This is a genomic window from Allobosea sp. RIT-PG3_2, from assembly GCF_057321085.1.
In genome coordinates this window covers 230,673-243,642 of record NZ_JBXWCA010000006.1, presented here as the reverse complement: position 1 = coordinate 243,642, position 12,970 = coordinate 230,673, and the positions used below count along the sequence as shown (strand labels likewise).

Sequence of the window (12,970 nt, the reverse complement as noted above, 5' to 3'; positions counted from 1 at the left end):
GCGGGCGCCTCACTGCATGGAACGCAAAGACAGACGCGAAACCCGAGCCCATGGGCGCGGGCAGATGCTTCACTCGGCTGCGCGGCGTGGGGCCTCACGGTCCTTCAGCGATCCACCGGCCATGGCTTCGGCCCCGGCGGCGATCGCCTTGACGATGTTGTGGTAGCCCGTGCAGCGGCAGATGTTGCCGTCGAGGTCTTCGCGGATCGTCTTCTCGTCGAGATGGTGGCCACGCCGGTTCACGATGTCGATCGCCGACATGATCATCCCCGGGGTGCAGAAGCCGCACTGCAGGCCGTGATGCTCGCGGAAGGCCTCCTGCATCGGATGCAGCGCACCGTCCTGCGCCAGCCCCTCGATCGTCATGACGGAAGCGCCGTCCACGGAGACGGCGAGCATCGTGCAGGATTTCACCGCCTTGCCGTCGAGATGCACGAGGCAAGCGCCGCACTGGCTGGTGTCGCAGCCGACATGGGTGCCGGTCAGTCGGAGATTCTCTCGCAGGAACTGCACCAGAAGGGTGCGCGGGTCGACATTGGCGGTGACGGCCTTGCCGTTCACCGTCAGCGAAACAGTGGTCATGAGCACATCTCCTGTGACCCGTCTCTGATGCCCGTCCATCCCCCCTGGGCCTGGATCGGGCTGAGCCCTTCGGATTGCTTCGCCCCATCGGGCAGCTTTTCCTTGGAATAGCTCAAAAATGAGTGTGGACCCGCACTTTTTCCGGGTCAAGCCGGATGCGCTTTGAGAATGCCCTGCGTTTCCAGACGAATCCCGGCCGTTTTCAATCCGGAATGCAACGTGCCGGACTTTGGCAGGGGTTTTGGGGCATTGGAGATTTTTTAAGGGTATTCGCGCAGTTTCGGCGCTCGTGCCCGCTTTTCCGGTTACGAACGAGGGTTGCAGCTTGCCCCTGATGATGGAACAGATTCAGCGTAGGCTGCACGCCATCGGCTATGGCGAGAAGCAGCGAGCGCGCCTCCGCCTCTACCGGCCGATCGTCGACGACGTGATCGACAAGCTGGTCGTCGCCGATTTCGAGCGCGCCTTCACCATCCACAGCGATCTGCACAAGAGCGTCGCGCCCGTGGCTGAGGTGCTCTATCCGGCCTCTGCAGCGCATTTCCGCCTGCTGTTCGAGGGCGATCTAGACGAAGCCTATATCGCCTCGATGGAGCAGCTCTGCCGGCTCGAGCGGCAGGCGAATGTCCGCGCCAGGGCACGCGCCTCAAGCGCATTCTCGCTCGTGCGCGAGCTGTGCCTGGAAAGCCGTCGGCGTTCCCTGTTCTCGCCCCGGCAATTCGCCGAGGATCTCTTCCTCATCGAGCGCATCCTGACCTACGACGTCAACACTGCGATGACCGTCAATCAGGAGCTTGAGGAAGACGACGCGCGCCGACGTTCGGCCGCACTCGACCAGGCGGCCGTCACGTTGCGCAGCCGCATCGGCAGCCTCGACGACACGATCAGCGACGCCGTCGAGCAGTTCGTCTCGACTGCCGCCGAGACCGGCCGCACAACGGCCTTCATCAAGGACACGGTCGGCAAGGTCGCCAGCGCTTCGGTGGTCGTGCGGGAAAAATCGATCCAGACCGCCGCAGCGACGGAGGAGATGTCGGCCAACATCGCCGATATCGGCCAGCGCGCGCGGCAAAGCCTGTCGATCACCCATCAGGCCGTCCTCGATGCCGGACAGATGAACGAGGCCATCGCCCGCCTGCGAGAGGTGACCGGCAATATCGGCAAGGTCGTCGGCATGATCGCCGACATCGCGGCGCAGACCAATCTCCTCGCCCTCAACGCCACGATCGAGGCGGCTCGCGCCGGCGAGTCGGGCCGCGGCTTCTCCGTCGTCGCCTCCGAGGTGAAATCGCTGGCGACGCAGACCGCGAGCGCAACGCAGGACATCGCCGGCCAGATCGCCGAGCTCACCGCGAGCGCCGAGGCCTGCAGCGCCCATGCGGCAGCGATCGCCGCCACCGTCGACGCCATCCGGCTGGATTCGGAGGCGATTTCGGAAGCCGTCACCCAACAGAGCAAGGTCACCGCGATGATCGCGCATGACGCTTCACTGGTCGCTGACAGCTCTGATGCCGCGATCGAGAGCGCCAACGCCGTCAACGACAGCCTGGACATGACGCAGGTCGCGCTGGAACGGGCCAATGCCGCCGCGGCGGATGTCGCCCTTCAGGTCGGCGCGGCCGAGACGGCCGTCGCCCAGGCGCTGGACGCGCTGCGCAAGGCTTCGTGAGGCGAAGGCGTCAGCCCTCGCTGACCGCCTTGGCGAAATTGGCGAAGAACTCGTCGGCCAGCTTCTTCGAGACCGAATCGATCAACCGCGAGCCCAGCTGCATCAGCTTGCCGCCGACCTGAGCCTCGACCTCGTAACGTAGCAGCGTCTGGCCGCCCTCGGCATCGCTCAGATGCACCCGCGCCCCGCCCTTGGCGAAGCCGGCGATGCCGCCCTCGCCCTCGCCGGCGATACGGTAGCCGTTCGGCGGATCGAGCTCGCTCAGCTCGACCTTGCCCTTGAAGGTCGCCTTCACCGGCCCGAGCTTGATCTTCACCACCGCCGAGAGATGCGTGTCGTCGTCCTTGCTGAGCTGGTCGCAGCCGGGAATGCAGGCCTTCAGCACCTCGGCATCGTTCAACTTGGCCCAGACCACCTCTTTTGCCGCGGGCAACGTCGCCTCGCCGCTCATCGTCATCGCCATCATGCATCTCCCAGCTCTGCAGCCGCAGCTCGGACGATCACGGCCGGCGCGGTTCGAAGGCTATCCAGTTCCCTATCCATGGTCGCAAAGCGCCTGCCTGCACAAGAGGCGGGAGAACCGGCAGCTGCTACCGGGGCGACACCAGTGCCTCGCCTAGGCCGGCGCACAGCCGCCGCACCTTGCCGACCACTTGGCGCGCCACGCAAAGCATGCTCGTGCCGAGCCGAAGTCCGGGCGCTGCCGAGAAATCAAACCGACCGGAACTGCCGGTCGCGATAGATCAGGCCGGCACCCTGCCCGGCCCCGGCGATGCCCACGACCTCGCCGATCAGGATGCGGTGGCTGGCGATGTCGTAAGTGGAGACCAGCCGGCAGTCGAAGGCGGAAACCGCGTCGAGCAGGACCGGCGAGCCGGTTGCCAGCGTATCCCAGCGCGCCGTCATGAACCGAGCCTCGCCGTCGATGCCGCGCCGGCTCGCGAAGATCTCGGCAAGCTCGACCAGATCGGCCGGCAAGGTGTTGATGCAGAAGGCGCCGCTCGCCTCGATCGCGGCCAGCGTGCGGCTCGTCCGGGCGATGCAGGCGAGCACCGTCGGCGGCGAATCCGACACCGAGGCGATGGCAGTCGCCGTCAGCCCCGTCCGGCCGTCCGGCCCCTGCGTGGTGACGACATGCACCGCGCTGACGACCTGCGCCATCGCATCGCGGAAGGCAGTTGCATCCGGACGCTCCAGAGCAGGCGGCAAGGGGTGAACGGTCTTCGTCATGGACTCGGTCGGCTCGATGTTCCGGATCAGACGGATAGGCTGACGATGTAGAGGCTCGGGGCCCCGAACACCAGACGCAGCGGCGTCGGAATGAGGGGGCGCTCCGTCCATAGATATATCAGGGTCAGCAAGAAGCTCGCCCCTATCGACCGAGCATCACCAGAAGACCTTTGCGGAGATGCGCCATCAGGGCGTCGCTTGCCGCCATGGCCGCGGTGGAATCCGCGCCGGCAATCGCTTGGGCGAGCCCGCCATGAAGCAGCGCGGCAGGCACGAGGTCGTCCTGTCGTTCGAAATAATACCAGGCGCGCCGGATCAGCGCCTGCAGGGGCTCGACGGCGCGAGTGGCATAGGGGCTCCGCGCCGCCTGGCCGACCAGCGTGTCGAGTTCCTTGTCCAGCCGCATATAGCCGGCGGCATCGCCCCCCTCGGCCGCCTGCCGCATGGCCTTTGCCGCCTCCACGATCGCCATGCGTTCATCCGGACCGGCGCGCTTTGCCGCCTCGCCTATGACAAGGCGCTCCAGAACCTCGCGCGCATCGAGCGCGGCGATGATGTCGATGGCGCTGATATCGGCGACGAGGACGCCCTTGCGCGGGAGGATCTCGACCATTCCGTGCTGCGCCAGCCGGATCAGGGCCTCGCGAACCGGCGTGCGGCCGAGGCCGACGAGATCGATCAGCTGGGCCTCGGTCAGCCCGGCGCCGGGGCGCAGCGAAAGCGTCACGATCGCCTCCTCCAGCCGCCGGTAGGCGATATCGGAGAGGCTTTCTCCTGCCTTGGCGCCATGCCCCGCGCCGCGCTTCGCCTCGTCAGCCGCCTTTCGCTTCATCACGTCCCCATTCGCCGCCGCGGCAGCTTGACCGTTGTCGCGAGCTTGATATATCAAAAGAGATATATCAAGCTCGGTGGGCATTGGCGGCAAACCGCCTTGGGACAAATAGGCCGGCTCATTCAGGCGGCATCCGATAGGCGATGCGGGCGGAACGCCGGCCGACGCTCTGGTGAGGAGACTTCTGGATGGCCTTCGCCTGCTCGATTCCCGCCATGCCGACCGTCCAGCAGGACGACGAAACCGTCAGGATCACGCGTTGGGATTTCGAGCCGGGCGCGGTGACCGGCTGGCATGAGCATGGCTGGCCCTATTTCGTGGTGATGCTGGTCGCCGGCACGCTGCGCATCCACAACGGCACCGAGGTCACGGACGTCCCGTTGGCGCAAGGCCAGTCCTATATGCGCCCGGCCGGCATCCGCCACGATGTCATGAACGGCTCCGATCATCCCATCGCCTTCGTCGAGATCGAGGTGAAGCAGCCTTCCGCCCTGAAGGAGCTCGCTCGCTCATGAAGGTCGCGATCGTCGGCGCGGGCATCGTCGGCGTCGCCGCCGCCCACGCGCTCCTCGACGAGGGGCACGAGGTGCTGATCGTCGAGCGCGAAGAGCCGGCCTTCGGTCCCTCGCGCGGCAACGCCGGCTGGATCGCCCATACCGACATCCTGCCGATCGCCAGCCCCAAGGTGCTGCGGCAGGTGCCGAGATTCCTCGCCGATCCGCTCGGTCCGCTCAGCATCCGCCCGGCCTATCTGCCGAAGCTGCTGCCCTGGCTCGCGCGTTTCGTGCTGGCCTCGCGGCCGCAGGCCTATGAGCGCTCGATTATCGGGCTCGCCGCGCTGCAGAAGCTCGCCTTGCCGGCCTGGCTCGCCCGCACTGAACGCACGAAACTCTCCCACCACATCCATCGCAAGGGCGGGCTATACGTCTTCGACGATGCCGGAGCGCTGGCCGCGGCGCGCAAGGTCGCGCAGCGACAGGCCGCCTTCGGGATCAAGGTCGAGATGATCGGCGCAGACGAACTGCGCCAGCTCGAACCTGCCCTCAAGCGCGCCTTTGTCGGCGCCGCCTTTCACCCCGACGCCGCTCATATCAGCGACCCGCATCAGCTCACCCTTGCCCTGTTCGAAGCGGCGCTGGAACGTGGCGCCGTCTTCGAGAAGGCGGAGGTCGGCAACGTCTCGCTGGGTGAGCGCCCTGCCCTGATCGGCCCGGATGGCTGGCAGCGCGTCGTCGATCGCGTCGTCGTCGCGGCCGGCGCCTGGGCGAAGCCATTGGCAGCCGCGCTCGGCGATGCCGTCCCGCTCGACACAGAGCGCGGCTACAATGTCAGCTTCCCGGGCGTCGCCGGTCTGCTGTCGCGCCCGGTCGGCTTCGAAGGCCACGGCTTCGTCGCAACGCCGCTCGACTCAGGCTTCCGCATCGGCGGCGCCGTCGAGTTCGGCGGGCTCAAGGCGCCGCCCAACCATGCCCGCACACGCCGCCTCTACGACAAGGCGGCCGGTCTGATCGACGGGCTGCCGCCCTTCGACAGCGGCAAGCTCTGGATGGGCTTCAGGCCGTCCCTTCCCGATTCGCTGCCGGTCATCGGCCCGGCGCGCCGGAATCCGCGCGTCATCTATGCCTTCGGCCACGGCCATTACGGCATGACGCAATCTCACGCGACGGCAGATCTCGTCGCCGCCCTCATCGCCGGAAGGCAGCCACCGATAGATCTCTCTCCCTTCAGCGCCACGCGGTTCTGACATGACGACGCCCGGCCCGATCATTCACATCAATGGCTGGCCGGGAACGGGGAAGCTGACGATCGTACGCGAACTGGCCAGCCTGCTTGGCGCTCGCCCGCCACGCCGATTGTCGAACGAGCATGGGAAGGTCCCTGGCAGCCCAACCGGCATCTCGAAAACCTATCTCGCGAGCTTGTCTGGCCTCTGGCGCACAGCGGCAGGCCGCGCAACACGCAATCATCATGCGCCAAAACCACGCTACGGCGCAGAGTATTCTGCACAATTTCGAGGCGTTTCGTTCGTAATTGCTTTTGACAGAAATTTGGCGCGGAGCGATTGTCGCTGGCGCAAGCCATTGGTAGCTCTGCATGGAAATCGCATCCCGCATGCGTCAGCGTCATGCTGATGACGAGAACGGGAGCTGGTTCGAGGGGTCGGCGTCGTCAATGGAAGTCTTTCTGCAGCAGCTCATCAACGGGCTGACACTGGGATCGATCTACGGTCTCATCGCCATCGGCTACACGATGGTCTTCGGCATCATCGGCATGGTGAACTTCGCCCACGGCGACATCTTCATGCTCTCGGCCTTCATCGCGCTGATCTTCTTCATGCTGATCACCGCGGTCGTCGGCACCGGGGCGGGCATGGTCATGCTGGCGCTCGTCCTCGTCCTGGCACTGGCGATGTTCTTCACCTCGCTGTGGAACTGGGCGATCGAACGCGTCGCCTACCGGCCGCTGCGCGGCTCCTTCCGCCTCGCCCCGCTGATCTCGGCGATCGGCATGTCGATCTTCCTGATGAACTTCGTGCAGGTCGTGCAGGGCCCGCGCAACAAGTCGATCCCGCCGCTGCTCAACAAGTCGATCACCCTGATCGATAGCGCGACCTACTCGGTGCAGATCTCCTACAAGCAGATCGTCATCATCGTGACGACGGCGGTGCTGCTCGCCGCCTTCTGGTACATCGTCCAGAAGACGCCGCTCGGCCGCGCCCAGCGCGCCTGCGAGCAGGATCGCAAGATGGCCGCCCTCCTGGGCATCGACGTCGACCGCACCATCTCGATCACCTTCGTCATGGGCGCCGCCCTCGCAGCGGTCGCTGGCGTGATGTACCTCGTGCTCTACGGCGTGGTGAACTTCGCCGACGGCTTCACGCCGGGCGTCAAGGCCTTCACCGCGGCGGTGCTCGGCGGCATCGGCTCGCTGCCCGGCGCCGTGATCGGCGGGCTGCTGATCGGGCTGATCGAAGTCATGTGGTCGGCCTATTTCACCATCGACTACAAGGACGTCGCCGCCTTCGCCATCCTGGCCATCGTGCTGGTCTTCATGCCCTCCGGCATCCTGGGCCGTCCCGAAGTCGAGAAGGTCTGACGCCATGGCGAAGCAACAGACCACGGCCACGGCCGCGCCCGGCCGCGATTTCAAAGCCGCCCTCAAGGAGGCCGGCTTCGCCGCCTTCGTCACGCTCGGCCTGTGCATCCCGATCGTCGCCTGGGGCACGCGCCAGAACATGGACAACGTGCTGGTGCTCGATCCGCGCTGGGAGGCTGTCGCCTGGGCGGTCGGCATCGTCTTCGTCGGACGCCTGCTGGTGGCGCTGCGCCAGCAGGGACGCAAGGAAGGCAAGGCCACCGTCCGCATCCTGCCGCACGGCACCATCGCCTTCTTCCAGCGCCATTCGCGCGCCTTCTCGCTCTTCGGCCTCGGCTTCCTCGTCACCTTCCCGGCCATCGCGGTCGGGCTCGCCGGCTGGGGCGGCGCGCTGAAGTGGATCGACAATTTCGGCGTCCAGATCCTGATCTACGTCATGCTCGGCTGGGGGCTGAACATCGTCGTCGGCCTCGCCGGCCTGCTCGATCTCGGCTATGTCGCCTTCTACGCCGTCGGCGCCTATTCCTACGCGCTGCTCGCCAAGAATTTCGGCCTGTCCTTCTGGATCCTGCTGCCGATGGCCGGCATCCTCGCCGCCTTCTGGGGCATGCTGCTCGGCTTCCCGGTGCTGCGCCTGCGGGGCGACTACTTGGCCATCGTGACGCTGGCCTTCGGCGAGATAATCCGCCTCGTCCTGGTCAACTGGACCGAGTTCTCGAACGGCTATGCCGGCATCTCCGGCATCCCCCGCCCGACCTTCTTCGGCATCCCCTTCACCGCGGCGGATAACGGGTTCGCGGCGACGTTCGGGCTCGAATTCTCGCCGCTCTACCGAACGATCTTCCTCTACTACGTCATCCTCTGTCTCGCCCTGCTGACCGCCTTCGTCACGCTGCGGCTGCGCCGCCTGCCGGTCGGGCGCGCCTGGGAGGCCCTGCGCGAGGACGAGATCGCCTGCCGTTCGCTCGGCATCAACACCACCAACACCAAGCTCACCGCCTTCTCGATCGGCGCGATGTTCGGCGGCTTCGCCGGGGCGTTCTTCTCGGCCCGGCAAGGCTTCATCTCGCCTGAATCCTTCGTCTTCATGGAATCGGCGGTCATCCTCGCCATCGTCGTCCTCGGCGGCATGGGCTCGCTCTGGGGCTGCGCCATCGCGGCGATCGCGATGGTCGGCGGCACCGAGCTGCTGCGCGAGCTCGAATGGATGAAGCAGATCTTCGGCAACGACTTCGACCCGACGAAGTACCGCATGCTGATCTTCGGCTTCGCCATGGTCGTGATCATGATCTGGAAGCCGCGAGGCCTGATCTCGACGCGCGAGCCCACCGCCTTCCTTGCCGAGAAGAAGGCGATCTCGGCCGATCTCGTCCAGGAGGGGCACGGCTGATGGCCTCCACCGCTTCCCACGGACGGGCCCTGCTCGAGGTCGAGCAGGTCACCATGCGCTTCGGCGGCCTCACCGCCGTCAACGCCCTCTCCTTCGCCGCCCGCAAGGGCGACATCACGGCGCTGATCGGCCCCAACGGCGCCGGCAAGACCACCGTCTTCAACTGCATCACCGGCTTCTACAAGCCGACGCAGGGCATGATCTCGCTCAACCATGACGACGGCTCGAGCTACCTGCTCGAGCGCATGCCGGACTTCCGCATCTCCTGGAGGGCCAAGGTCGCCCGCACCTTCCAGAACATCCGCCTCTTCGGCGGCATGACCGTGCTGGAGAACCTGCTCGTCGCCCAGCACAACCCGCTGATGGCCGCCTCGGGCTTCACCTTCCTCGGCGTGCTCGGGATCGGCGGCTACAAGGCCCGCGAGAACGAGGCGATCGAGAAAGCCAAGTTCTGGCTCAACAAGATCAACCTCACCCATCGCGCCGACGACCCCGCCGCCGACCTGCCCTATGGCGACCAGCGCCGTCTCGAGATCGCGCGCGCCATGTGCACCGATCCCGTCCTGCTCTGCCTCGACGAGCCGGCCGCCGGCCTCAACCCGCGCGAGAGCCTCGAACTCAACAACCTGCTGCTCTCGATCCGCAAGGACCTCGGGACGGCGCTGCTGCTGATCGAGCACGACATGTCGGTGGTGATGGAGATCTCCGACCACGTCGTGGTGCTCGACTATGGCACCAAGATCGCTGACGGCACACCCGCCGAAGTACAGGCAGACCCGAAGGTCATCGCCGCCTATCTCGGCGTCGACGACGAAGAGGTCGAAGTGGTGGAAGCGGAGGTCGGCATCTCGTGACTGTGGCCCAGCCTCTCCTCGCCGTCCGCGGCGTCAAGACCTATTACGGCAAGATCATCGCGCTGAAGGGCGTCGACATCGACGTCAACGCCGGCGAGATCGTCACCATGATCGGCGCCAACGGCGCCGGCAAATCCACCCTGATGATGACGATCTTCGGCAGCCCGCAGGCGCGCGAAGGCTCGATCACCTATGAGGGCCGCGACATCACCAGGATGCCGAGCCACGAGATCGCGCGTCTGGGAATAGCGCAGTCCCCCGAAGGACGGCGCATCTTCCCGCGCATGACGGTGTTCGAGAATTTGCAGATGGGCGCCGCCGTCCGCAACTTCGCGCATTTCGACGAGGACCTCGAGAAGATCTGCGTGCTCTTCCCGCGCATCAAGGAGCGGCTGCAGCAGCGCGGCGGCACGCTCTCGGGCGGCGAGCAGCAGATGGTCGCGATCGCGCGCGCGCTGATGGCGCGCCCGAAGCTGCTCCTGCTCGACGAGCCTTCGCTCGGCCTCGCCCCGCTGATCGTGAAGCAGATCTTCGAGGCGATCCGGGAGCTCAACAAGACGCAGGGGCTGACCGTCTTCCTCGTCGAGCAGAACGCCTTCCACGCGCTGAAGCTCGCCCATCGCGGCTACGTCATGGTCAACGGCGTCATCACCATGAGCGGCTCGGGCAAGGAACTCCTCGCCAACCCGCAGGTGCGCGCCGCCTATCTCGAAGGCGGACGGCATTGAGCCCCGGCGGCCGGACGATGCGCCGGCCGCTGCAACTTTTTGATGAGAGACGGCTGCACGCCACCCATGCCATCGCTGTGGTGATGTCAGCCGCTTCCAAAGCCGAATGAAGCCGGGAGCAAGAGATGCAGGGCATCCTCTACGAAGAACCGACGGTCTGGCTCTTCCTGCTGGTCACGGTGATCATGGGCGGCTGGCTCGCCTGGATGTCCGGCCGCGCCATCGCGCTGACCTGGCGGCCGAACTGGCAGCTCGTCGTCTACATGCTGATCCTCGGCCTGTTCGTGCGCTTCATCCATTTCGCGCTGTTCCAGGCCACGCTGCTGACGCTGCATTACTACATCGTCGACACCATCGTGCTGCTGATCTTCGGTTTTGCCGGCTGGCGCTACAACCGGGCGAAGCAGATGACGCGGCAATATCACTGGCTCTTCGAGCGCACCGGCCCCTTCGGCTGGAAACCGCGCGCCGGGGCCGAAATTCGACCAGAATTGCTCTGAAGAGCTCACGAGCTTGTCGCGTGACACACCATCGAAAAAGCGCAAGACTGCGGCTTCCGGTGGCGAAAACGCGCCGAGACGGGCGGACCGTCCAGCCCGTTGATCAATCATAGAGGGGAGTTGCATCTCATGAAGAAACTGCTGTTGGGCGGTATTGCGCTTGGCGCGGTCCTCGCCATGTCCGGCGTGGCCAATGCGCAGATCAAGCTCGGCGTCGGCGGCCCGATCACCGGCCCCAATGCCGCGTTCGGCGCGCAGCTCAAGAACGGCGCCGAGCAGGCGGTCGAGGACATCAACGCCGCTGGCGGCGTCCTCGGCCAGAAGATCACGATCTCGGTCGGCGACGACGTCTCCGATCCGAAGCAGGGCGTCTCGGTCGCCAACAAGTTCGTCGGCGACGGCGTGAAATGGGTCCTCGGCCACTTCAACTCCGGCGTCACCATGCCGGCTTCGGAAGTCTACGCCGAGAACGGCATCCTGATGATCTCGCCTTCGGCCACCAACCCGAAGATCACCGAGCGCGGTCTGTGGAACACCTTCCGCACCTGCGGCCGTGACGATCAGCAGGGCAGCGTCGCTTCGGCCTATCTGCTGAAGAACTTCAAGGACAAGAAGATCGCCGTCGTCCACGACAAGACGACCTATGGCCAGGGCCTCGCCGACGAGACCAAGAAGGGTCTCAACGCCGGCGGCGTCAAGGAAGTGCTCTATGAAGGCGTCAACGCCGGCGAGAAGGACTTCTCGGCGCTCGTCTCCAAGATCAAGGCAGCCGGCGCCGACTATCTCTACTGGGGCGGCCTGCACACCGAAGGCGGCCTGATCGTGCGCCAGATGCGCGACCAGGGCCTGAAGACTGTGCTCGTCTCGGGCGACGGCATCACCACCGACGAGTTCGCCACGATCGGCGGCCCCGGCGTCGAAGGCACGCTGATGACCTTCCCGCCGGACCCGCAGAAGCGTCCCGAGGCGGCCGCCGTCGTCAAGAAGTTCGAAAGCAAGAACTTCAAGCCGGAAGCCTACACCCTCTACAGCTACGCCGCCGTCCAGATCATGGCGGAAGGCGCCAAGCGCGCGAACTCCGTCGATCCGAAGAAGATCGCCGAAGCGCTGCATGGCGGCCAGCCGGTCAAGACCGTGATCGGCGACATCGGCTTCGACAAGAAGGGCGACATCACCCGCCCCGACTACACCGTCTACACCTGGAAGAAGGGTGCCGACGGCAAGATCACCTATGTCGAGAACTGATCTCGACGGCTGATACGGCCTGATATGAAAGAGCCCGCTCCGGACCGTCCGGGGCGGGTTTTTCTTAGATAGGCGACGGTGGCGCGGCGCCTGCGATGAATGTCCGCTAGGGGTGAAGGCCGAAGTGGCACACACAAGTGGCGATGTAGGTGTTGATGCCGTTCGCATCAGGTCGATGGTCGTCGGCGATGAGCGGTCGGTGCACGACATCCACAGCGCGTGCCTGACTCAAACGTTGTCGACGCTCTATTCCCCTGAACAGATCGCGGCTTGGATGCAGGGCCGGACGCCCGAGGGATATCTGAAGGCTGCGACATCCGGCGAGATCTTTTTCGTCGCAGAGACGGTCTCGGGCATAATCGGGTTTGCTTCATGGGAAGATGACGAGCTTCTGGCCCTCTTCGTACATCCGGATTTCCAGGGGCGCGGTGTCGGTTCGCAGTTGTTTGAAGCCTGCATATCGGACGCCATAGCCTCGGGCTCCAGCATCACTCGCGTGAAGGCGGCAAACGGCGCGGTGGCATTTTACGCCAATAGGGGATTTGTATCCGTCGCTCGGGGGAGCGTCGTAAAACACGGCGTCACGATCGAGGACACGCGTATGGTCATCGATCCAGTTCGGTTGGCGTCCCCTCGACGCGAACCGAACTGGAGAGGCTGATACGTCCGCGACGGGTGGTTTGCGGACCTTTGACATGCATAGTTTTTGTTTGCTGGCCGCGCCAAGCGTCGAGCGTTCCGGGGCTCAAGATGCAGCGGTGGCGTAAATATCTCATCATAGCTGCGGTCGGTCTGGTCGCTGCCTATTCCGGCTATCTGCTCTTCTTCGCGGCCTTGCACGCTG

Annotated in this window: 14 protein-coding genes; 10 read left to right on the top strand and 4 right to left on the bottom strand. The window is 65.4% G+C overall.

The window, feature by feature from the left end:
- Window positions 1-69 precede the first annotated feature (69 nt).
- Window positions 70-582 (bottom strand): (2Fe-2S)-binding protein, encoded by a 513-nt coding sequence (locus tag AC2FAN_RS18725; RefSeq protein WP_265053935.1) that lies wholly within the window; start codon window positions 580-582, stop codon window positions 70-72.
- Window positions 583-916: 334 nt separating this feature from the next.
- On the opposite strand from AC2FAN_RS18725, the gene AC2FAN_RS18720 reads away from it, so the two are divergent.
- Complete coding sequence (locus tag AC2FAN_RS18720) at window positions 917-2,251, top strand: methyl-accepting chemotaxis protein (protein ID WP_320109558.1); 1,335 nt, start codon at window positions 917-919, stop codon at window positions 2,249-2,251.
- Between the two features lie 10 nt (window positions 2,252-2,261).
- On the opposite strand, the gene AC2FAN_RS18715 is transcribed toward AC2FAN_RS18720, so the two are convergent.
- The 3 genes from AC2FAN_RS18715 to AC2FAN_RS18705 all read right to left on the bottom strand — a co-directional run bounded on the left by AC2FAN_RS18715 (window position 2,262) and on the right by AC2FAN_RS18705 (window position 4,313).
- The gene (locus AC2FAN_RS18715; protein ID WP_265053936.1) at window positions 2,262-2,714 is read right to left on the bottom strand and encodes an SRPBCC family protein; all 453 of its coding nucleotides are present in this window, start codon (window positions 2,712-2,714) and stop codon (window positions 2,262-2,264) included.
- A gap of 248 nt (window positions 2,715-2,962) precedes the next feature.
- On the bottom strand, window positions 2,963-3,481 hold the full coding sequence (locus tag AC2FAN_RS18710) for a flavin reductase family protein (RefSeq protein ID WP_265053937.1): 519 nt from the start codon (window positions 3,479-3,481) through the stop codon (window positions 2,963-2,965).
- A gap of 142 nt (window positions 3,482-3,623) precedes the next feature.
- Window positions 3,624-4,313, bottom strand: coding sequence for a GntR family transcriptional regulator (locus tag AC2FAN_RS18705; protein ID WP_485175939.1), 690 nt, complete (start codon window positions 4,311-4,313; stop codon window positions 3,624-3,626).
- 188 nt (window positions 4,314-4,501) lie between these two features.
- Between AC2FAN_RS18705 and AC2FAN_RS18700 the strand changes: the two genes are divergently transcribed.
- From AC2FAN_RS18700 to AC2FAN_RS18660, 9 genes are all read left to right on the top strand, one after another.
- Window positions 4,502-4,828, top strand: a complete 327-nt coding sequence (locus AC2FAN_RS18700; RefSeq protein ID WP_265053938.1) for a cupin domain-containing protein — start codon at window positions 4,502-4,504, stop codon at window positions 4,826-4,828.
- A complete protein-coding gene (locus AC2FAN_RS18695; protein ID WP_485175866.1) occupies window positions 4,825-6,057 on the top strand; it encodes an NAD(P)/FAD-dependent oxidoreductase in 1,233 nt (410 codons plus the stop codon). The genes AC2FAN_RS18700 and AC2FAN_RS18695 overlap by 4 nt, the downstream gene beginning before the upstream one ends.
- A gap of 428 nt (window positions 6,058-6,485) precedes the next feature.
- Window positions 6,486-7,409: an ABC transporter permease subunit gene (locus tag AC2FAN_RS18690; protein ID WP_265053940.1), complete on the top strand. Its 924-nt coding sequence runs from the start codon at window positions 6,486-6,488 to the stop codon at window positions 7,407-7,409.
- A 4-nt stretch (window positions 7,410-7,413) separates the two neighbouring features.
- The gene (livM, locus tag AC2FAN_RS18685; RefSeq protein ID WP_476805827.1) at window positions 7,414-8,799 is read left to right on the top strand and encodes a high-affinity branched-chain amino acid ABC transporter permease LivM; all 1,386 of its coding nucleotides are present in this window, start codon (window positions 7,414-7,416) and stop codon (window positions 8,797-8,799) included.
- Complete coding sequence (locus tag AC2FAN_RS18680) at window positions 8,799-9,653, top strand: ABC transporter ATP-binding protein (protein WP_265053942.1); 855 nt, start codon at window positions 8,799-8,801, stop codon at window positions 9,651-9,653. Before livM ends, AC2FAN_RS18680 begins: the two co-directional genes overlap by 1 nt.
- Window positions 9,650-10,381, top strand: a complete 732-nt coding sequence (locus AC2FAN_RS18675; RefSeq protein WP_265053943.1) for an ABC transporter ATP-binding protein — start codon at window positions 9,650-9,652, stop codon at window positions 10,379-10,381. Before AC2FAN_RS18680 ends, AC2FAN_RS18675 begins: the two co-directional genes overlap by 4 nt.
- A gap of 125 nt (window positions 10,382-10,506) precedes the next feature.
- Window positions 10,507-10,881, top strand: coding sequence for a DUF6867 family protein (locus tag AC2FAN_RS18670; RefSeq protein ID WP_265053944.1), 375 nt, complete (start codon window positions 10,507-10,509; stop codon window positions 10,879-10,881).
- Between the two features lie 129 nt (window positions 10,882-11,010).
- On the top strand, window positions 11,011-12,126 hold the full coding sequence (locus AC2FAN_RS18665) for a branched-chain amino acid ABC transporter substrate-binding protein (protein WP_265053945.1): 1,116 nt from the start codon (window positions 11,011-11,013) through the stop codon (window positions 12,124-12,126).
- Between the two features lie 175 nt (window positions 12,127-12,301).
- Window positions 12,302-12,787: a GNAT family N-acetyltransferase gene (locus AC2FAN_RS18660; RefSeq protein WP_476805828.1), complete on the top strand. Its 486-nt coding sequence runs from the start codon at window positions 12,302-12,304 to the stop codon at window positions 12,785-12,787.
- Window positions 12,788-12,970: the final 183 nt, after the last annotated feature.

Excerpts from the sequence above, each read along its gene's own strand:
- AC2FAN_RS18725 (WP_265053935.1), bottom strand. The coding sequence starts at position 582 with ATGACCACTGTTTCGCTGACGGTGAACGGCAAGGCCGTCACCGCCAAT.
- AC2FAN_RS18720 (WP_320109558.1), top strand. The coding sequence starts at position 917 with ATGATGGAACAGATTCAGCGTAGGCTGCACGCCATCGGCTATGGCGAG.
- AC2FAN_RS18715 (WP_265053936.1), bottom strand. The coding sequence starts at position 2,714 with ATGGCGATGACGATGAGCGGCGAGGCGACGTTGCCCGCGGCAAAAGAG.
- AC2FAN_RS18710 (WP_265053937.1), bottom strand. The coding sequence starts at position 3,481 with ATGACGAAGACCGTTCACCCCTTGCCGCCTGCTCTGGAGCGTCCGGAT.
- AC2FAN_RS18705 (WP_485175939.1), bottom strand. The coding sequence starts at position 4,313 with ATGAAGCGAAAGGCGGCTGACGAGGCGAAGCGCGGCGCGGGGCATGGC.
- AC2FAN_RS18700 (WP_265053938.1), top strand. The coding sequence starts at position 4,502 with ATGGCCTTCGCCTGCTCGATTCCCGCCATGCCGACCGTCCAGCAGGAC.
- AC2FAN_RS18695 (WP_485175866.1), top strand. The coding sequence starts at position 4,825 with ATGAAGGTCGCGATCGTCGGCGCGGGCATCGTCGGCGTCGCCGCCGCC.
- AC2FAN_RS18690 (WP_265053940.1), top strand. The coding sequence starts at position 6,486 with ATGGAAGTCTTTCTGCAGCAGCTCATCAACGGGCTGACACTGGGATCG.
- livM (WP_476805827.1), top strand. The coding sequence starts at position 7,414 with ATGGCGAAGCAACAGACCACGGCCACGGCCGCGCCCGGCCGCGATTTC.
- AC2FAN_RS18680 (WP_265053942.1), top strand. The coding sequence starts at position 8,799 with ATGGCCTCCACCGCTTCCCACGGACGGGCCCTGCTCGAGGTCGAGCAG.
- AC2FAN_RS18670 (WP_265053944.1), top strand. The coding sequence starts at position 10,507 with ATGCAGGGCATCCTCTACGAAGAACCGACGGTCTGGCTCTTCCTGCTG.
- AC2FAN_RS18665 (WP_265053945.1), top strand. The coding sequence starts at position 11,011 with ATGAAGAAACTGCTGTTGGGCGGTATTGCGCTTGGCGCGGTCCTCGCC.
- AC2FAN_RS18660 (WP_476805828.1), top strand. The coding sequence starts at position 12,302 with ATGGTCGTCGGCGATGAGCGGTCGGTGCACGACATCCACAGCGCGTGC.